Origin of the sequence: Agromyces sp. NPDC058110 (assembly GCF_042884735.1) — a bacterium.
Classification (GTDB): Bacteria; Actinomycetota; Actinomycetes; order Actinomycetales; family Microbacteriaceae; genus Agromyces.
The window spans coordinates 539,419-560,703 of record NZ_JBHVTI010000003.1 but is presented as its reverse complement, the minus strand read 5'-3'; the positions used below and the strand labels follow the sequence as shown (position 1 = coordinate 560,703).

Genomic DNA, 21,285 nt, shown 5'->3' with positions numbered 1-21,285 from the left:
CGCCCTTGCCGGTGGCGGTCCTTCGGGGGACCGCGATCGTTCCCGGAATGTTCCCGGGAACATTTACAGGATAGGCAAGCACCCGAGGGTCGTCAAGACGTGGTCGGAATCCGCGCATCGGTGCCGCCTCACCCGCAGTCGACGGCTGCGTAGGCGGCCTCGATCGGCGTCGGGGAAGTCGCCGCGGAGGCCGCCGCGGCGGCCTCCGTCGAGCCCGCGGCGGCGCCCGTCGCCGACACCGCGACCGTGCCGGCCGCGAGCGACTTCGCGCGGGTCGAGATCGCGAGCGACACGGCCGTCGCCGCGCCGACCTCGGTCGTCCGCTCCCCCACCGGCGTCGCCACGCGCACCGTCACCGGCGCAGGGCCGTCGTTGGCGACCGAGACGACCAGCACGGCCTTGCCCGCCGTACACCTCGTCGTCGCCGAGGCTCGCACCGTCGTCGGCGGGTCGCCGACGACGACCCGCACGGTGACCGTGCGGTTGCCCGGCGCCACCTCCTGTTCGCTCCCCATGGAGAGGTCGAGCATGCCGTTCGCACGCACGTTCACGGCCTTGAACCAGGTGTTCCGGTCGGGGTCGAACAGGCCGCCGGCCGCGGAGCCGGTGTGCGGCTCGGGGTAGGGGCGGGCGTGGTAGGCCAGCACGAGGTTGCCCGCCTCGTCGACGGCGAAAGAATTGTGACCGGTACCACCCTGCCCGGCGCCGCCGATGCGACCGCTCGCGGTGTCGTTCGTGTCGAGCACCGGGAACGGCACCTGGGTCCAGCTCGCCGCGTTCCTCAGGTCGGCGTCCTTCGCGGCGCGCAGGAGTCCGAGGTCGTAGTACTTGTCGACCGTGCCGCCCGAGTAGGTCAGGTAGATGTAGTCGCCGTACTCGATCATGAACGGCGCCTCGACGATGCCCTGATCGGCGCCCTCGTTCGTGTCCGACGGCGTCGGCGCCTGCTTGCCGTACTCCCACGGCTGGCTGATCGCGGAGATCTGGCTCAGCGCGCCGTCGATGAGCGGAACGGTGCCCTGCTCGCCCATCCTCGCCTTGGCGACGAAGAGCTTCGCACCGCTCGGCATGACCCAGTAGCCCTGCGTCGTGCCGTTCTCGTCGCGTTCGAGGTACGACACGTCGAAGGCGGCCCCCTCGAGCACGGTCGGCTCGCCCCAGTTCGACTGGTCGACGAGGCCGCCGGCGCGCAGTGAGGCCTCGGTTCCCGTGTACGGGATCAGCACGGTGTTGTCGCACCATCCGCCGGTCGGCGCGTACCCGCGGTTCATGCCGGCGACGATCCACCACCGCCCGTTGATCTTGTGGAACTCCTGGGCCCAGATGTAGCCGCCCCAGCCGTAGAAGGTGTTGGGGTACTCCGCCTGGCGCCCCGGGGTGCCCGCGTCGGGGTCGATCACGATCTGCTCGGGTGCGTCCTTCAGCCCGGCGATCGTCTTCGCGCGCTTGAGGCCGATCTTGCGATAGGCGTTCGCATCGATGAGCTGCGCGTTCGGCGCGTTCGACGGGATCGAGTAGTGCGAGCCGGTGAGGTACCAGTAGCCGTCGTCGTCGTTGAAGAAGAGGTCGGGGTCGGCGCGGGCGTCGTTGACCATCTCCTCGGCGGTCTGCTGCACCGTGCCCGTGATCTCGTGCGTTCCGGGCACGGACGTGTCGAGCGCCTCGAGCTGGTCCGCGTCCCAGACGACGGGGAGGTCCTTCGTCGATCCGTCGGTGTACTCCATGGTGGTCGTCGCCGGCAGGTCGTCGGCGTCGACGGTGCTGCCGTACTCGGCCGCGACGTCGTCGATCGCCCGCACGCCCGTGTTGCGCAGGTCGACGTAGTTCTCGAAGAAGGTCTCGAACTCGGCCTTCGACATGGCGAACGAGCTCGCCTGCGGCTGCGCCGCGAACCCGGGGAGCCCGGCGCCGGCCACGCCGAGCGACACGGCGTCGGCCTTGGTCGCGGCACTCGGAACGGCCGCCGCCGTGAGGGCGTCGAGGCGCGCGACGCGGCCCTCGCCCGTGAGCGAATCGGTCCAGTAGGCCTTGTACGTGCCGGTCGCGGCGTCGGCGACGATGCGCGGGTCGGTCACGATCGATCCGTCGGCCGACACCTTCACCGTGCGCTGGTTGCGGAAGGTCGCGCCGTCGACCGCGTCCCACACGTACACCGAGTCGGTGGCGTTGTTCTGCGAGGCGACCGCACCGAGCGTGCCGTCGGCGAACCGCAGCAGCGATGGCGATCCGATCTGCGCGTTGGGCTTCGCCGACTGCGTGCCGTCCCAGGCGACCGAGAGGATCGCCTGCGAACGGTTCAGCGGCTCCCATGCCGCGGCGCCGGCCGGGCGCGCCGAGACGAACAGGGCATCGCTCCGCCGGTCGTCGTCGTAGGCGAGCGGGTCGTCCTTCACGCCGTTCACGGTCGTGACCTTCTTCACGTAGGTCGCCACGTCGCCTCCCGCATCGAGGATCTGCGCGGTGCCCGTGACGGGCGTCGCGACCCCCTCGATGGTCGCCGTCAGCGTCACGCCGACCGCGCCGGAGGCCGGGCGCGCGATCGTGCCGTCCGCACCGACGAGGGATGCCCCGTCGCCGGAGGCCGCCCACGTGACGGCGCGACCCAACACGCTCGTCGGCAGGTCGCCCGTGATGCGCGCGGGGATCGAGAGCGCCGCGGCCGGGTCGCTCGGCACGCTCGCCACGCCGAGCTCGGCCGGCGTGAGCGCGCGGCCGTGCACGCGCAGGTTGTCGAGCAGGCCGGAGAAGTACTCGCCGCTCCCCCAGTTCGCCTTGCCGAGCTGCAGCGCGCCGCCCGTCGTGCCGAGGATCGTCGAGAGGGTCTTGCCCGAGGTGTTGGTCGCGACGAGCTTCTGGTTCACGAACAGTCGCGCGGTGGCGCCCGAGATCACGAGGTCGACGTGCTTCCAGGCGGTGTTCGCCGTCGTGGTGACCAGGTTGCCCGTGGTGATGCGCGTGCCCGCGTTGTCGTAGCGCTCGACGGTGATGCCCGTGGTCTTGTCGAGCACTCCGAGGTAGTGCTCGTTCTGGTAGGTCTGCGTCGCGGTGCTGCGGCCGGCGAACACCGACCACCCGGCCTTGCCCGATGCGTCGGGCTTGCTGTCGTACGAGATGGTCACGTCGTCGAGCCCCGCCAGCAGCGGGGCGCCGCCCTGCTTCGCGACGCTGAGCCAGAAGCCGCTGCCGATCCTGGCCGCCTTGCCGGTCGGACCGTCGACGAGCGTCGCGGTGCCCTGCGTGGTGGCGAGGGCTGCGCCCCCGTCGAACGAGGTGGTGCCGGACTCGAAGGTGAAGTCGGCCAGCAGCGCGTCGTCGGCGCCGGCCGCGACGGCCGTCGCCGGGGTCAGGATGCCGGCGCAGAGCACGGCCGCGGCGGCCGCCCCGAGCAGTCTGGTTCGTCTCATGGTTCGTCGCACTCCTCGTGGTGCTCGCGATGGGGAGGTGGTTCGGCGACCGCCACCGAGTGCACGATGACGGCCGCCGGGTCTGGTCAGCCGCAGCTGAGGGCGGGGTAGGCGGCCTCGAGGTCGGTGGAGACCGTGCGGCCGTCGAGCGACGCGGTCGCGGTCACGGCGACCGATCCGGCGGCGATCGTGGCGACCCGGGTCGAGAAGGTCTTCGAGACCGTCTTGCCCGGTGCGAGCGAGGCGCCCGCCGTGCCGTACGCCGAGGTCTCGGCCAGCTCCACCGGCACGTCGTCGCCGTTCGCGGCCTTCACGACGATCACGGCCTTGCCCGCCACGCAGCGCGCTGACGCCTCGGCGGTCACGGCGAGCTCGGGCTCGGGCTCGGCGCGCACGATCCGGATCGTGTACGTCGTGCTCGTGGTGTGGTCCTGGGCGAACGCCTTCACGGTGAGCACCTTCGGCTCGGCCCCGGCCACGACCGGCACGGTGCGCGGCTCGGTGTCGTCGATGAGCACGCCGTCGACGTGCACCAAGCCGCTCGGCACGGCCGGGTCGAAGTCGAGCTTCACGCTCGCGGCGCCGAGCGGCACGGTGACCGTGTAGTCGCGCGTGCCCGCGGCGAGCGCCGGCGAGAGCGTGCCGCCGTCGACGTCGAGCCCGCTGAGCTCGGCCGTCGTGCCGTAGCTGTTCGACGACGAGGTGTACACGCCGAAGACGCCGCCGACGAAGCTCGTGCCGTTGCTCTGGAAGCGCACGGTCACGACCGGGATCTTCGCCCCGTGCTCGTCGAGCACGTACCCGCCGTTCTGGTCGCGCTTGTAGCTGTCCTTCGCCGCGATGCCGTCGAGGATCGCCTTCGGGATCTCGTCGTACCGGATGTACCAGCTCGTCGCACCGCCGGCGTTCGTGATCGCCTCGTGCTTCAGGAGCACGTCGTTGACGTAGACGTCGAACGTGCGGCCGTTGTCGCCGCCGTAGTAGCGCACGCCGAGGTAGTTCTTCGGCAGGCCGGGGTCGACGATCATGTCGTACTGGAAGTACGCACCGGCCGCGGCGGGCGCGTGACGGAACGCCTGCCCGTTGAAGACGCCGACGGTCGAGTTGGAGAACCGGTAGTTCTTGTCGGCCTCGCTGTTGTTGTCGTCGAACGAGGTGAGCGAGTCGATCGTCGTCTCGGCGACCCGCAGCTGCTGCTTGCCCTTGAGGATCAGGGCCTGCGCCTCGGCGGAGTCGGGCTCGACCAGGGTCATGTAGGTGGCGTACCTGGCGTCGTAGAGGCTGTAGTACGGCTCGAACGTGAGCGCGGCCGTCGCCTGGTCGACGCCGTGCAGCTTGAACCGCATGGTGGTCAGGCCGTTCGCGTTCTCGCCGTCGGCGATGCGCTCGATGTTGGTCGCCGCGGCGGCCTTCCACGCGTCGGCGTCGGCCACGATGACGTTCGAGCTCAGCGACTTGTCGGCGACGCCCATCTGCACGAGCACGCCCGCCGTGTAGCTGGCGGTCACGTTGGTGCGGCTGAGCTCGGTCGACAGCAGCACGGGGCCGTACTTGAAGGCCACCCAATTCGGGTTCTCGGTGTCGTCGTCGACGGTCACCTCGGCCGGGAGGGTGTACGAGATCTCGTCGCCTGCAGCGACCGGCACCTCGATGACGCCGTCGACCGTGAGCGCCGCGACATCCTGAGCCTCGCCGTCGACCATCAGCGTCGGGGTCGAGGCGACCCAGCTCGGCACGCGCAGCTTCAGCGTCGTGCCGTCGGCGATCTCGCCGCCGTCGAGCGCGCTCACCTCGAACGCCAAGTCGGGGCTCGCGGGCACGTCGGCCGTCTGCACGAGCCGCAGGTTCAGCGCCTCGTTCCGCAGCTCCGAACTGCGGAACTGGTTCACGTGCACCGTGGTCGCGTCGGTGAAGTAGATCGAGTCGCCGAGCTTCGTGAAGCTCTCGATGCCAGTGCCGTGGTCGCACCAGAACTGGTCGAGCGGGGTGCCGAAGACCTTGGCGTACCCGGCCGTCTGGGGCTGGAAGTAGGTGACCATGCCCGTCTCGGGGTTCTGCGAGGCGAGGATCGTGTTGATGAACGTCGACTCGAAGAAGTCGGCGTACTTCACGTCTTCGGTCACCGCGAACAGCGCGTGGCTGAGCTTCAGCATGTTGTACTCGTTGCAGCCCTCGGCGGTGGAGTTCTCGCCGTAGCCGGTGGTGACGCCGTTGGTGGCGAACTGGTAGAGCGTGTCGGCGCCGTGGAAGTGCTCGGACTGGCTGTTCGCACCGTTCGCGTACGTGTGGTCGTCGACGACGATCTGCCAGAACCTCTCGGCCGCGGTGCGGTACATCGGCAGCGCGTCCTTCTCGGCCTGCGTCAGCGTGGCGTACAGCTCGGGGTCGTCCATGAAGACCGTGTAGCGCTTGAGTGCACCGACGAGCTTCGGGATCGTGGTGTTGGCGTGCTTGCCGTTCAGCACGTCCTGCCCGTTCGCGAGCTGCTGGAACAGCGTCACCTCGTCGAAGTACTCGGCCGCGCGCTTGTGCGTCGGGTTCTTCGTGATGCTGTAGAGCTCGTACAGGGCCTCGTTCATGCCGCCGTACTCGGTGTTCAGGATGGTCGACGGGTTCGGCAGCGACGCCGCGTAGTTCCGCACCCAGGTTCCGAATCCGGATGCCACGGACAGGGCCTTGTCCGACACCGCGCTCGGGGCGTACGCGTGGGCGTCGAGCAGTCCGGCGAGCACCTTGTGCAGGTTGTAGAACGGCACGAGGAGTCCGTCACGGCCGCTCGGCAGCGCGTTCAGGGCGAACGGCGCGACGTACCCGGCGCTCGACGGGTTCGCCGCGGCCCACGCGTCCTGGCACCGCTTGAGCCCGTCGACCGCGGCCGTGAGCTTGGCCAGCAGCTGCGCCTTGACCGCGGCATCCGTCGTGGTGGCGTAGGCCTGCGAGAGCGCGGAGACGTAGTGGCCGAACATGTGGCCCTGGAACCGGGTGCCGCTCGCGCGCTCCCACCCGCCGTAGCCGCTCGTCGTCGTCGGGGTGAGGCCGGCCTGCACGTACCAGGAGTAGAGGAACTTCTCGGGGTCGAGGCTCAGCAGGTAGTCGATGGTCTTCTCGTTCGCGTTCACCAGGTAGTCGTCGGTGATCGTGACGTGCTCGAGTCCGGCGTCTTCGAGGTACTGCGAGACGGCCTCACCGGCCGGCTGCACGACGACCTCGAACTCGCGCGAGACGGGGTCGCTGCCGCCGTAGCTCGCGGTGGCGGTGAGGTGCACCTCGGCCGCGGCGCCCTCCGGACGCGTGACGTGCGCCGAGCCGCCCTCGATCGTGATGACCGCGTCGTCGGACGAGGTCCACGCGATGGCGCTCCCATTCGCGCCGGTGGCCGGCAGCCCGAAGTCGACGGTGGTGGTCGCCGGGAGCGAGATCGCGTCGAGGTCGGCCTGCGCGACGGTCTTCGGGTCGAACGCGGGGTTGTTGCGCTTCGTCAGGGCCACGACGTCGGCGACGGTCGCGACGCCGTCGTAGAGCGCGTAGTCGTCGAGGAGGCCCTTCAGGTACGAGCCGTTGTAGTTCGGGCCGTTGTAGCCGAGGGTCTTGGTGCTCGTGCCCTCGGAGCCGAGCACGCCCGAGGCCGTCGCACTCACCGGCGTCTTCACGGTCGTCGCCTGCTGCACGCCGTTGCGGTAGAACGCGACGGCCTTCGTGGTGTGGTCGTACGTCGCGACGATGTGGGTCCACTGCCCCGCGGGGAAGAAGGCGGCCCGGTCGGCGTCGACCGCGACCTTGTAGGGCTGCCCGGTGGAGGGGCCGATCGAGAGCGCGAGGGGCGTCGTGGCGCTCTCCGACGTGAGGTACCAGCCGTCGGAGTTGTAGACCGTCTTGCTCCAGGCGAACACCTGCTCCGCGGTCATCGCGCCGCTGGGGTTGACCCAGAACGAGACCGTGAGGTCCTGCGGCTGGAGGTTCGCGGCCGTGCCGAGCTTCAGCGCGGTCGCGCCGTCGAACGAGAACGCCTGACCGCTGAGACCGGTCGCGTACGCGGCGGTGCCTCGCTGCAGGCCCACGGCCGCGGCGTTCGCGCTGGTGTCGGCGAGGGTGCCGTCGAACTTCAGCTCGAGCACCTTCGACGACTCGATGCTGAGGTCGTCGGTCGCGGCGAGCGCGGCGGGTGCGGCCGATGCGGTGACGAGCCCGCCGAGGAGCGCGCCGACCGCGGCGAACGCGACGGTGCGTGCCAGTTTCGACATGGGAGTCCTTTCGGAGTGATCAGGAAGCTGCGGTCGGGTGTCAGTTGCAGGCTCGGGCCGCGAAGGCCGCGGTCTCCGACCCGGAGTGGGATGTCGCGACGACCTCACCGGCCGGAACCGAGGCGAGTCGCGTGCTGAAGGTCTGGCTCACCGTCTTGCCGGCGGCGACCTGCACGGTCTTCGAGCCGTAGGGGGTGGTGACCGAGATCTCGGCGGCCGCATCCGCGGTGTTCGACACCTGCGTCACGAGCACGGCCTTGCCCGCGACGCAGCGCGTCTCGGCCTGCACGGCGAACGACGGGCCCTGCGCGGCCGTCACGACGACGTTCGCGTGCACGGCGACGGCCCGGCTGCTCGCCAGCACCCGGTCGGGCGCGTTCCAGGCCGTCGACCCGCCGGCGCCCGTCCACGTGTCGAGGTTCGCGCTGTAGGTGCCGACGACGCCGGTGACCTCGTACGTTCCGGGGGTGTCGAGGTCGACGGATGCCGCGTCCCACGTCACGGCCCGCGGCGCCGTTCCGCGGTCGTAGGCGAGCGTCACCTCCGCGGTCGCGGGCAGGGCGTCGGCGAGGGCCTCGGCGTCGCTGCCCTCGGCGACCTCGACGGACCCGAGGTCGGTCGTGACGGCCGTCGAGGCATCCGCCGCCCTGACCTCGTCGTACTGCGCCTTGGTGAGCGAGATGACGCCGCCGTGCTTGGTGCTCGGGGCCATGAAGAACCCGGGGTCGGTCAGCTGGGTCCAGCCGGCGTCGAGGTCGGTGGTGGTCATGGGGCGGTACCCGGTCGACGGGATGACGTCGACGTAGAGGTACCAGCGGTCCTCGCTGTGGCTCTTGAAGACCGCGGGGCCCTCGACGCCGCCCGCGTTGCCGCCGGCCCAGGCCGCGCCGATCTTCGTCTGCAGCTGGGTCCACGAGGTGCCGGGCTCCCACCAGCGGGCAGCCGTGGTCGACTCCATGTAGATGCCCTTGCCGAGGCCGTTGTCCTTCGTGATGCGGTAGGTCGTGCCGCCGTCCTGGATCATCGTGGTGTCGATCGCGTTCGCGCCGGGGTCGACGAACGGGCCGCCGTACGCGAAGGTGCCCTGCGTGAAGTCGGTCGTGGCGCCCCAGAGCACGCGGTTGTAGCTCGTGCCGGTGTGCTCGGGGTTCTGGTAGACGTTCGACGCCCAGTACACGATGAACGCGCCGCGCCCGTCGGGGGTGTAGTCGTCGACCCAGGTCGCCTCGGGCGCCCAGGCCATGCCGAGCTCGACGACCTCGGTGCCGGTCGCGTCGAGCGAGACGTCGATGCTGCGCGGCTCGCCCCAACTCACGAGGTCGGTCGACTCCCACACGAGCAGCTTCGTGCTCGCGCTCTTGGTCCAGTAGCACCAGCTCGTGCACGAACCAGAGCCGCCGTCGCCGCCGAACACCCGCAGGTCGGTCGCGATGATGTAGTAGGTGCCGGTCTCGGGGTTGACGGTCAGGTACGGGTCGCGGATGCCGGTCGTGCCGAGCTGCGACGCCAGGATCGGCTTGCCGTCGTTCAGGGGGTCCCACTGCTCGGGGTCGTCGCCGCGCGAGACGTCGAGGTAGATCTTCTCGGCGTACCCGGCGGAGTCCTCGATGAAGTGCACCATCAGGTAGCCGTAGTCGTCGCCCGGCTCGGCCGCCGGGGCGACGCTCACCGGGATCTGCTTCGAGGCGGTCACGCCGCGCACGTTCGCGGTCGCGGTCACGGTGCCGCTCGCCGCCGGCGACCCGGGGGCCGGCTGCACGGCCTGGAGCGTGGTGCCGCTCGCACCGAGCGCGAGGCCCGCCGAGGGCGCCGACCAGCTGAGTCCGGCGGCGGCCGTGGTCGGCAGCGTGATCGACGAGTCGGTCATCGAGATGGGCTGGATCGCGTCGAGCGCGGCCTGGGCGCTCGAGGCGAACGTCGAGGCGTGCATGCCTGCGTCGGCATCCGACACGGCGGCCACCTCGGCGGCGGTGAGCGCACGGTCGTACGCGCGGAAGGTCGAGACCTCGCCCTTGTAGAACGGGTCGGGCCACGGCGACCGGCCGATCGCGTTCACCGTCTGGGTCGCGATCGACGAGGGCTCGAGCGTCGTCGCGGTCTGGCCGACCTTGACGCCGTCGATAAAGAACGCCAGCGTGTCGGCCGCACCGTCGAGCACGGTCGTGACGCTGTACCAGCGATCGGCGGCGAGCGAGGCGGTGGCCCTCGCGTTCGCCTCGCCGCCGTTGCTCGCGGTGGTGATCGCAGTGCGGGCCTTGTCGCGCATCGAGGCGAAGAAGTACGAGGTCGTGCTGTCGCTGCCGACGTTCCAGAGGAAGTTGAACGTCGTGAGCATGGAGGCGTCGAACTTGGTCTCGACGGTGATCGTCGCGGACTGCTTGCCCGCGAGCAGGCCGTCGGGCAGCCGCACCCAGTCGGCGGTGGTGCTGGTCTTGGCGCCGCCGGTGAACTTCAGCGACGAGCCGGTCCAGAGGGCGTCGGTTCCGTTGACGACGGATGCCGCGCCGACCGTCGACGAACCGCCGGCGGTGTTGGGCACGCTGCTGCCCGCCGTCTGCGTGAACAGGTACTCGGCCAGCAGGCCGGTGCGCGGCGCGGAGGCGGTCGCGGCAGCCGCCGGGGCGGCGGGCGCGAGCGCGCCTGCGAGCGGGGCGGCCGCGGTCGCGGCGACCAGGACGGCGGTGCCGAGCGTGAGCCCGAGGGCTCTGATGGCGCGGGTGACGGCAGCGTGCTTCGACATTGAGAGCTCCTGGGCCTTCGGCTTCGTTGGCGGGCTGGATCCGGTGGGAGAACGGTCTTGTTACCGGTAACGCGCCGACGGTAGCACAGACCCGAGAAGCCGCGCCAGAGATTTCGTTCGGCAGGTTTCCTCCGCTTCGGACCCTTGGCGATCTCGTAATGTGTCCGGTAACATTCGAGCGATCCTCGCCCCCTGTGGGCATTTCCGTCAATGGCGACTGCAAGGAGCACCATGCGACCGTCCGCCCTCCTCCCACCTTCTCGACCACGGCGAACGCTCGCTGCGGCCCTCACCGGCGCACTGGTCGGCGGCCTCTGCCTCGCCGTGCCGCTCTCCGCCTCGGCCGCCGAACCGCCGGCCGTCACCGCCCACTACGACATGACGCACGCGGGCAACCAGCTGCTCGACATCTCGGGCAACGGCCGCAACGCCACGCTCACGGGCTTCACCGACGCGTCGTTCGCCGACGCGGGCGGCGACGCCGTGCTCCGGTTCAAGAAGGACGGCTACGCGGCCCTGCCGAAGGGCCTCGTGACCGCGAGCGACAACGCCTTCACCGTCGAGTACACCGTGGCCACGCAGACCGCGGCCAACCAGTTCGGCTGGGTCATCGGCGACGGCGTCGGCGCGTGGAACACCACTACGCTCGGCAACCACGTCTTCGTGAACCCGCGCTCGGGCGAATCGGCCTACAGCAACGCGGTGCTCTCGGGCATCCGCGTGAAGACGGGCACCGCCAACGGCGAGGTGCGCCTGCCGAACGGCGGCGGCCTGAACGCCGGCTTCACGACCCTGACCCTCGTCGGCAGCGGCAACGCGCTCACGCTCTACCGCGACGGCGTGCAGATCTCGACGAACACGCACACCTACGCCATGAGCTCGATCATCCCGTCGGGCACGACCCTCGGCTACCTCGGCCGGTCGCTCTACTCGGGCGACGCGCTCGTGCAGGCCGACGTCACCGACGTCAAGTTCTGGGATGTCGCGCTCACGCAGGCCGAGGTCGCCGCGAGCATGCCGACCGCCGCGGCCAAGTCGGCCGCGAACGAGGCGCTGCTGCGGGCCGACCTGCTGCCGACCGTGCTCGGCGCGAACCCCTCGGCCGACCAGGTCACGCGCAACCTGAGCTTCCCGTCGTCGTCGAACGGCGTCGCCCTGACCTGGGCCTCGCAGAACGCTGCAGTGATCTCGAACACGGGCGTCGTCTCGCGCACCGTCACCGCCGACACCCCGGTGACGGTCGCGGCGACGACGGCCTCCGGCACGGTCATCACCTTCGCGTTCACGGTGCTCGCCGCGTCGCCCTCGGCCGACCTCGAGGCGATCTCGCTCGCGGCCCGCACGACCGAGAACCTGCCGCTCGTCACCACGGGCGCGGTCAACGGCTCGGCCATCACTTGGACCTCGTCCGACCCCGAGCTCGTCACCCCGACCGACTCCGACTACGTCGCACCCGCGGTCGGCTCGGCCGACCCCTTCGCGGGCGGCGGCCTCGTCGAGCGCCCGGCCTACGGCGAGGGCGACCGCACGGTCACGCTCACCGCGCACGCCGTGCTCGGCTCGGCGACCGTCGAGAAGACCTTCACCGTGAAGGTGGCCGAGCACGGCCGCTCGGCCCCAGACGCGGGCTACGCGGCCGCGTACTTCAAGTCCGACGGCGACGAGAAGATCTACCAGGCGGCCACCTCCGGCAACGACTTCTTCACCTTCTCCCCCGTGAACGGCGGCGCCGCGGTGATCACCTCGACGACCGACACGAAGGGCCTCCGCGACCCGTACATCCTCCGCTCGCACGACGGCGACAAGTACTACATGGTCGCCACCGACCTGTGCATCAGCTGCGGCACGGGCTGGGGCCCGGCCCAGTCGGCCGGCAGCCTCAAGATCGAGGTCTGGGAGTCGGTCGACCTCGTGCACTGGGCGCGCACGAACGGCATCGACAGCGGCATCACGGTCAACCAACCCGCCGCGGGCATGACCTGGGCGCCCGAGGCGTACTGGGACGACGAACTGCAGTCCTACGTGGTGTTCTTCGCCTCGCGCCTCTACTCCGACGCCTCGCACACGAACAGCGACAAGCTGTACGCGCGCATGTTCTCGGTGCTGACGCGCGACTTCAAGACGTTCACGTCGCCGCCGGCCAGCTGGCAGGACACCGGCTACGCGCGCATCGACTCGACCGTGACGAAGATCGGCGACTACTACTACCGCTTCACGAAGAACGAGGAGAGCGGCGCCGCGGGCACCCTCGAGGCCGGCAAGGACATCTTCCTCGAGCGCTCGAAGGTGCTCACCGCGCCGACGACGGCCTCGAGCTGGACGGCCGACCCGAGTCAGACCTGGCAGCTCACCGACACGCGCATGACGAGCCTCGAGACCGGCCAGTCCGGCGAGGGGCCCGAGATCGTGAAGCTCAACGAGGGCGACCCGAACAATGCGGGCGGCGACGGCTACGTGTTCCTCGTCGACAACTACAGCGCCGGCGGCTACCGCGCGTTCGTCACGACCGGCAGCGAGATCGCCTCGAGCTCGCAGGCCGACCGCCTCTCGCAGCGCGCGAACTGGAACGTGCGCCCGGTCGGCGGCCTGCCGTCGAGCCCGCGCCACGGCGCCTTCGTGAGCGTGCCGCAGACGGTGCTCACGGCCATGCACGACTGGACCGGCATCACCGCGGTCGAGTCGACCACCGAGCTGGCGGCGGACGGACGCGAGGTCACGGCCGAGGTCACCGCGGCCGACGGCGGCGACGTCGTGGGCACGGTCACCTTCTCGGGCGGCGACTGGAGCGAGACCGTGGCGCTCCACGATGGCTCGGCCTCGGTCGACGTGCCGGCCGGGGTCGCCTCGGTCACCGCGACGTACGACGGCTACACCGACGGCCTCGTGGCGACGTCGACCTCGGCGGCCGTCGAGGTGACGGGCGACCTCGAGCTCGAGGCGACCGCGGCGACCCGCTGCGTCGCCGGCAAGGTGTCGCTCGTCGTCACGGCGAAGAACGCCGACGACCAGCGCGCCGACGTCACGATCCGCACGGCGTACGGCGACAAGACGGTCGCCCTCGCCGCCGGCGCCTCGATCTCGTCGGCCTTCGCCACGCGCGCCGCGTCGATCCCGGCCGGCACGCTCACCCTCACGGGCAGCGCGGCCGACGGCTCGACCTTCGAGGGGGCATTCCCCACGCCCGCAGCCAACTGCGGCTGACCCATCAGGCGGTTCCGGATGCCGCGGCGGCGCGTCGCGGCATCCGGAACCCTCCCACCGACGAGCACCACCACCCTCCGGCGGCACCGCCGCACCCGCACCACCACACACATTGGAGTGACATGCGCGACACCTTCGTGCGGAAGCTGCGGACGGGGGCCGCCGTCGTGGCGGCCGCCGCCGCCTTCGCCGCCGTCGGGGCCATCGCCCCGCAGTCCGCCGACGCCGCCGAGGCGCCGGCCCCCCTGATCCACTACACGTTCGACGCAGCCGCATCGGGGGTCGTCGCCGACGCCTCGGGCAACGGCTACGACGGGGTCATCAAGCAGACCGGTGCGACGGTCGCCGGCGGTGCGCTGTCGCTGCCCGGCGGCGCGCGTGCGAGTGCCGGCTACCTCGAGATCCCGTCTGCGGGCCTGGTCGGCAAGACCCAGCTCACGGTCTCGACCTGGCTCGAGAACCGCACCGGTCCGGCGAACGTCGCGGCCGCCTTCATCGGTGCGCCCGTGGCATCCGGCGCCTCGTACTCCAGCGCCTACTGGCTGCTGAACCCGACCAACCCGAGCGGCTACGTGAAGTCGGTCGTCACGAACACGGCGAGCGCCACCGCGCCGTGGGGCACCGAGGTCGGCGCAGGGGCGACGAACGCAGCGACCACCGGAGCGCTCACGCCGTCGGGCATGGCGCTCTACACGAGCGTCATCGACGGGGTCGCCGGCAAGCTCACCACCTACGTCAACGGCGCGCAGATCAGCCAGGTCGCGATCGCGCGCAACGTGTCGTCGTTCGGCTCGAGCCTCGTGTCGTACCTCGGCCGCTCGACCTACGCCGACAACGGCTGGGCCGGATCGGTCGGCGACTACGCCGTGTACGGTTCCGCGCTCGACACGGCCACGGTGCAGCAGCTCTTCGCCGACCAGGCGCTGGCCGGCGCGACCGCAGCCGTCACCGTCGCCCCGACGGCGACCTCGAACTTCACCCTGCCGACCTCGAGCCACGGTGCGACCGTCTCGTGGGCATCCGACTCGTCGGCGATCGCCGTGAGCGGCGGATCCGCGACCGTGACCCGACCCGCGGGCGGCTCGGCCGACGCCGCCGTCACCCTGACGGCGACGTTCACCGCGGGCGGCAAGACCGCGACCCGCACCTTCGCCGTGACCGTGCCCGCGCAGCTCTCCGACCAGGCGAAGGTCGACGGCGACGTCGCGGCCATCGCGCTCCCGGTCGACGCCGAAGACGTGCGCACGAGCTTCTCGGTGCCGACCGTCGGCGCGAACGGCTCCGCCATCGCATGGACCGTCACCGACGGCGGCGCGGTCGCCGCCGTACGCTCCGGGGTCAAGACCGGCACGACGACGATCGCGATCACGCGCCCCGCCGACGCCGCCCAGGTCGCGCTGACCGCGACCGCGACGAGCGGGTCCGCCACGGCAACCCGCACCTTCGCGCTGACCGTGCCCGCGAAGCCCGCGACCGCAGACGACCCCGAGGCGTACGTCTGGGCGTTCTTCACGGGCGAGGGCGCCGGCGCCGAGCGCGTCAGCCTCGCCGCCTCGAAGGGCAACGACGCACTGCGCTGGAACACGCTGAACGGCGGCGAGCCGATCTTCACCTCGACGCAGGGCACGACCGGCCTCCGCGACCCGTTCATCATCCGCTCGCACGAGGGCGACAAGTTCTACATGCTCGCCACCGACCTGAAGGTCGCGGGCCTCGCCGGCGGGTTCACCACCGCCCAGCTGTCGGGATCGCTCGCGATCGAGGTGTGGGAGTCGAACGACCTCGTGAACTGGTCGAACCAGCGCCACATCCAGGTGTCGACGCCGTACGCGGGCAACACGTGGGCGCCCGAGGCGTACTGGGACGACGAGCTCGGCCGCTACGTCGTGTTCTGGGCGTCGAACCTCTACCCCGGCACCAACGCGGCATCGCGCACGGCCGTCACGTACAACCGCATGATGTACGCCACGACCGACGACTTCGTCACCTTCTCGGAGCCGCAGATCTGGTCGGACGTCAAGCGCGGCACGGGCCTCGGCCTGATCGACTCGACCGTCGCCGAGCAGGACGGCATCTTCTACCGCTTCACGAAGGACGAGGCGTCGATGACCATCCGCGAGGAGAAGTCGACGAACCTGCTCGCGACCATCACCGGCACCCTGCCCGGCACGACGGGCGCGGCCGACCAGTGGACCCTCGTGAAGGAGAAGGTCGCGACCGGCCTGCCCAACGGCGAGCCCGGCGGCACCTACTCGAGCGGTGAAGGGCCGAGCATCTTCCCGTCGAACCCGGGCGACGTGAACGGCTTCGACTGGTACCTGTTCATCGACCAGCCCTCGTACCACGGCGGCCCGAACTACTACATCCCCTTCGGCTCCGGCGACATCACCGACGGCAACTCGTGGCAGCCGCTCGGCACGACGCTGCGCGCGAACCTGCCGCAGAACAGCGACGGCGGCAAGCCCCGGCACGGCACCGTCATCCCGGTGACGCGCGCCGAGTACCAGCAGGTGCTCGAGGCCTACGCGCCCGCGGTCGCCGTGGCCGAGGTCGACGCGATCGAAGTGACCACCCGAGCCGGTGTCGCACCCGTGCTGCCGAAGGCGTCGCTCACGACCGCCGCCGGCACGACGAAGCAGGCCGACGTCGTGTGGGCCGACGTGCCCGCCTCCGACTACGCGGCACCGGGCACCTTCACCGTGCGGGGCGTCGCGCAAGACGACTCCCGGATGCCGGTCACGGCCACCGTGACCGTCACGCCGGGCGTCGAGGTGGTCGCCGAGACCCGCTGCGTCGCAGGCAAGGTGACGCTCGTCGCCAAGGCCGTGAACCGCGGATCGCAGGCCGTGAACGTCGCCGTCTCGTCGACCTACGGCGAGCGCGCCGTCTCGCTCGCGGCCGGTGCGACGCAGTCCGTCACGTTCTCGAGCCGCCTCGCGACCGTGCCCGCCGGGCAGGTCACCGCGACGGTCGACGGCGTGGCCGCGGTCGGCGCCTACGAGGGCCGCTCGTGCTGAGTCGCGCGCCCCGCGGCATCCGGAACCTGATGCACGCCGCGCTGGTCGCCGCACTCGCGATCGGCGGTCTCACGGGCCTCGCGGCGCTCGACGCCGCGCAGGCCCCGGCCGCCTCGGCGATCGGCGACGACACGTTCACCAACCCGCTCGCGCCCGACACGGCCGACCCGACCATCGAGTTCCACGACGGCAACTACTACATGGTGTCGACGACATGGGACAACCGGGTCGTCATGCGCAAGGCGCCGACCCTCGCGGGGCTCGGCACCACGAAGCCCGTGACCGTGTACTCCGACACCAACACCGGCCGCAACGGCAACATGTGGGCGCCCGAACTCCAGCGCCTCGAGGGCCCGAACGGCTGGCGCTGGTACCTGATGTACACGATGGGCGTCTCGGGCGACTTCGGCACCCAGCACCTGCAGGTGATCGAGAGCGCGGCCGACGACCCGATGGGCCCCTACACCTACAAGGGGCGACCGATCCCGACCGACGCCTGGAACATCGACGGCGCGTACCTGCAGTTGAACGGCGAGCTGTTCGTGACCTGGTCGGCGTTCGCGCCCGACGGGCTGCAGAGCAACTACATCGCGCGCATGACGAACCCGTGGACCGCGACGGGGCCGCTCAACATCCTGTCGCAGCCGACCGAGAGCTGGGAGGTCATCGGCCAGCCGGTGAACGAGGGCCCGATCCCGCTGCAGCAGGACGGCCGCACCTGGGTCGTCTACTCGGCGAGCTTCTGCGGCACCGAGGACTACCAGCTCGGCACGCTCGAGTACACGGGCGGCGACCCGGTGCTCCAGGCGTCGTGGCAGAAGAGCGACGGCCCGGTCTTCTCGAAGGCGAACGGGGTCTACGGCAGCGGCCACAACGACTTCTTCACCTCGCCCGACGGCACCGAGACCTGGAACCTCTACCACGCGAATGCGCGGGCCGACGGCGGATGCGGGCGCGAGCGCTCGGCGCGGGCCCAGCTCGTCGAGTGGACGGATGCCGGTGAGCCGGACTTCGGCGTGCCGCAGGCGACCTCGACGGCGGTCGTGGTGCCGAGCGGCGAGAACGCGCCGATCACCGCGCAGGTCGAGGGCGCTCGCTGGAACCTCGTGAGCCGCAGCACCGGGCTATGCGCCACGGTGCCCTCGCAAGAGAGTGGCGCCGCGCTCGTGCAGGGGGACTGCGCCTCGTCGCGTTCGCGCTTCGTGCTCGACACCACCGGTGACGGGTACCTGCGCGTGGTGAACGCCGCGAGCGGCCTCGCGCTCGGGCCCGACGACTGCGCCACGGCGCAGGGCACCTGGGTCGAGCAGGCGCCGTTCGTCACGACCGGCTGCCAGCAGTGGACCGTCGCCCAGACGACGGGCGGATGGTCGAGGCTCGCGAACCGCACGAGCGGCAAGGTGCTCGACGCCGCCGGCGCTGCGGCGGGTTCGGCTGTGTCCGCCGTCGTGCAGTCGACCGCGAACGCGTCGGCCGCCCAGGACTGGGCGCTGCGCCCCGCCGGCTCGGTCGTCGTGACGTCGATCGCCTCGGGCAAGGCCCTCGAGGTGCCGGGCTGCACGACCGCCGACGGCGCGATCCTGCAGCAGCGCGAGTACGCCGGCGCCGCGTGCCAGGGCGTGACCTTCACGGCCGCCGCCAATGGGGAGTCGGAGATCCACCTCGGCTCGGCGCCGGCGAAGTGCCTCTCCGTCACGGGCGGGTCGACCGCGGACTCCGCGACCGTCACGCAGGGTGCCTGCGGCATCGCCGGCAGCACGTGGCGCGTGCTCGTCGGCAACGACGGTGTTGTGGAGTTCCGCAACGGCACGAGCCTCAAGGCGCTCGACCTGTCGTTCTGCGCGGCCGCCGACGGCACCCGGGTGCACCAGTACAGCGTGCTGAACAACGACTGCCAGCGCTATCGCGTCGCCTCCGTCGCGGCCGACCCGGTCGCTCCGGCAGCGGTCGAGGTCTCGGCTGCCACGCGGTGCGTCGCGGGCAAGGCCGTCGTCGTGACCACGGTGCGCAACGCCGACGAGGTCGCGCTCGACGTCACCGCGACGAGCGGCTTCGGCGCAAAGTCGTTCGCGCTCGACGCCGACGAGACGGCGAGCGCGTCGTTCTCGACCCGCGCGAAGGCGATCGCCGCGGGCACCGTGACCATCGCGGCCGCAGACCCTGCCGCACCGGGCCGCTCGCTCAGCACCACGGCGACGTACCCGGCGACGGGCTGCTGAGGCAACCGCACCCCATGCACCGACGAGGGCGCCGTCGCCGATCCGGCGGCGGCGCCCTCGTGGTGGGGCCGGCCCGACCGGCCCGCACGACTCGCCAGACCCGCACCACCCGCCAGACCCGCACCACCCGCACCACCGAACGAATCGAGGACCGATGATGCTCTCTTCCGTATTCCGAGACCCCAGCCGCGCACCGGGGGGCGCGCCGAGACCACGCGGCGCGACCCTGCGACGGGCCGCCGCGGCATCCGTCGTCGCAGGGGCCGTCGTGGCGTCGACCATGCTCGCCGGACCGCCCGCGATGGCCGCCGACCCGGCTCCGCCCCAGCCGATCGCGTCGTACCCGTTCGACGACGGCACGCTGCAGGACGCCGTCGGCGCTGCCGATCTGACGGGCTCGGGCACCGCGGCCGTCGTGACCGACGCCGAACGCGGCAAGGTGCTGCGCCTCGACGGCTCGACGAACGGCTTCGCCGCGTTCCCGCGCGGCTTCTTCGACGGCCGCACGAGCATGACCGTCTCGATGGACGTCAAGAGCGAGAAGACGAGCGGCAACTTCTTCACGTTCGCCTTCGGCGCGGACTCGAACACGTACTCCTTCTTCCGCGTGCGCGGCGGCGAGATCCGCAATGCGATCACCCAGACGTCGTGGCAGAACGAGTCGGCCGTCACGGGCACCGTCACGAGCGGCGCCTGGCACCACTACGACCTCGTGTTCGACGGCGCGAAGATGACCGTCTACGCCGACGGCGCGAAGCTCGGCGAGAACGCCGCGCTGAACACGACGGTCGCCGACCTCGGCTCGAACCTCTTCGGCTACCTCGGCAAGTCGCTCTACGCCGCCGACGGGTTCTTCCAGGGTTCGTTCGACGACGTGCAGGTCTTCGACCGGGCGCTCACGGCATCCGAGGTGCTGACGAACGCGGGCGCGACCGACCAGTTGACGGATGTCTCGCTGGCCGACACGACCGCGCTGAAGCTCTCGCCGATCGTGAACGGCACGACCCGCACGGCGATCCTCCCGGTGAAGCCGGGCACGGATGTCTCGGCGCTCGCCCCGACGTTCGTCGCCGCCGCGGGCGTCACCGTCTCGCCCGCCTCGGGCACGACCGTCGACCTCCGCTCCCCCGTGACCTACACGCTGACCGCGCCCGGCGGCTCGACCTCGACGTGGACGCTGACCGCGCAGTCCGTGAACAGCCCGGTGCTTCCGGGACTGTACGCCGACCCGAACATCGCCGTCTTCGGCGACACCTACTACCTCTACGCCACGACCGACGGCACCCCGGGCTGGGGCGGCAAGGACTTCTACGTGTGGAAGTCGGCCGACCTCGTGAACTGGACCCGTTCCGCCCAGCCGTTCCTCACCCTCGACGGCGCGAACGGCAACGTGCCGTGGGCGACCGGCAACGCGTGGGCGCCCACGATCATCGAGTGCGACGGCAGGTACTTCTTCTACTTCAGCGGTCACAACGCGGCGCTCAACCGCAAGACGATCGGCGTCGCCGTGGCCGACAGCCCCGAGGGGCCGTTCACCGCGCAGCCGACCGCGATGATCCTCAACAACGAGGCCGTCACGTCGGGCCAGGCCATCGACCCGGCCGCCTTCCACGACCCGGCGACGGGCAAGTACTACCTCTACTGGGGCAACGGCAGCCCGGTCATGGCCGAGCTGAGCGACACCATGACGTCGCTGAAGCCGGGCACGATCTCGGCGATGAGCGGACTCACGTCGTACCGCGAGGGTTCGTTCATGAACTACCGCGACGGCGTCTACCACCTGACCTACGCGATCGACGACACCGGCTCGGAGAACTACCGGGTCGGCTACGCCACGTCGACGAGTGCGACCGGCCCGTGGACGTACCGCGGCGTGATCCTGCAGAAGGACCTCTCGCTCGGCATCAAGGGCACGGGTCACAGCTCGATCATCAACGTGCCCGGCACCGACGACTGGGTCATCGCGTACCACCGCTTCGCCATGCCGAACGGCGACGGCACGCACCGCGAGACGACGATCGACAAGCTCACGATCGGTGCCGACGGGCTGTTCCAGACGGTGCAGCCGACGCTCACGAGCGTCGCGCCGCACCCGATCGCCGGGCAGGTCGAGGTCTCGGCGGCCGCCTCCACCCGATGCGTCGCAGGCAAGGTCGTGCTCGCGGTCACCGCGACGAACGACTCCGACGAGCCCGTCGCGGTCGACATCGAGACGCCGTACGGCACGAAGCAGGTCGCCTCCCTGGCCGCCGGCGCCTCGACGAGCGCGTCGTTCTCGAGCCGCCTCGCGACCCTGCCCGCGGGTGAGGCGACCGTGACCGCGGCCGGGGCGAACCCTGCCGACACCGATGCCGTTTCAGTCGCCTACGCCGCTCGGACCTGCGGATGACGCGGCGCGACCCGTGCCCGCGTCACGCGCCCGACGGGGTCGGTAACCTGAAGGCTCCCCCGAACCCAGAGGAG

At 71.0% G+C, this 21,285-nt stretch carries 7 protein-coding genes; 4 read left to right on the top strand and 3 right to left on the bottom strand.

Annotation, left to right across the window (positions count from 1 at the left end):
* Window positions 1-128: 128 nt before the first annotated feature.
* From ACFVS8_RS10045 to ACFVS8_RS10035, 3 genes are all read right to left on the bottom strand, one after another.
* Window positions 129-3,404, bottom strand: coding sequence for a family 43 glycosylhydrolase (locus ACFVS8_RS10045; RefSeq protein ID WP_387061043.1), 3,276 nt, complete (start codon window positions 3,402-3,404; stop codon window positions 129-131).
* Window positions 3,405-3,490: 86 nt separating this feature from the next.
* Window positions 3,491-7,645, bottom strand: a complete 4,155-nt coding sequence (locus ACFVS8_RS10040) for a beta-L-arabinofuranosidase domain-containing protein (protein ID WP_387061040.1) — start codon at window positions 7,643-7,645, stop codon at window positions 3,491-3,493.
* 40 nt (window positions 7,646-7,685) lie between these two features.
* On the bottom strand, window positions 7,686-10,385 hold the full coding sequence (locus tag ACFVS8_RS10035; RefSeq protein ID WP_387061037.1) for a LamG-like jellyroll fold domain-containing protein: 2,700 nt from the start codon (window positions 10,383-10,385) through the stop codon (window positions 7,686-7,688).
* A 231-nt stretch (window positions 10,386-10,616) separates the two neighbouring features.
* On the opposite strand from ACFVS8_RS10035, the gene ACFVS8_RS10030 reads away from it, so the two are divergent.
* The 4 genes from ACFVS8_RS10030 (at window position 10,617) to ACFVS8_RS10015 (ending at window position 21,211) form a co-directional block, all read left to right on the top strand.
* Window positions 10,617-13,586, top strand: coding sequence for an immunoglobulin-like domain-containing protein (locus tag ACFVS8_RS10030; protein ID WP_387061034.1), 2,970 nt, complete (start codon window positions 10,617-10,619; stop codon window positions 13,584-13,586).
* 122 nt (window positions 13,587-13,708) lie between these two features.
* Entirely contained in the window at window positions 13,709-16,603 is a 2,895-nt protein-coding gene (locus tag ACFVS8_RS10025) for an immunoglobulin-like domain-containing protein (RefSeq protein WP_387061031.1), read from the top strand.
* Between the two features lie 29 nt (window positions 16,604-16,632).
* On the top strand, window positions 16,633-18,822 hold the full coding sequence (locus ACFVS8_RS10020; RefSeq protein WP_387061028.1) for a family 43 glycosylhydrolase: 2,190 nt from the start codon (window positions 16,633-16,635) through the stop codon (window positions 18,820-18,822).
* A gap of 157 nt (window positions 18,823-18,979) precedes the next feature.
* Window positions 18,980-21,211 (top strand): family 43 glycosylhydrolase, encoded by a 2,232-nt coding sequence (locus ACFVS8_RS10015; protein WP_387061025.1) that lies wholly within the window; start codon window positions 18,980-18,982, stop codon window positions 21,209-21,211.
* Window positions 21,212-21,285: the final 74 nt, after the last annotated feature.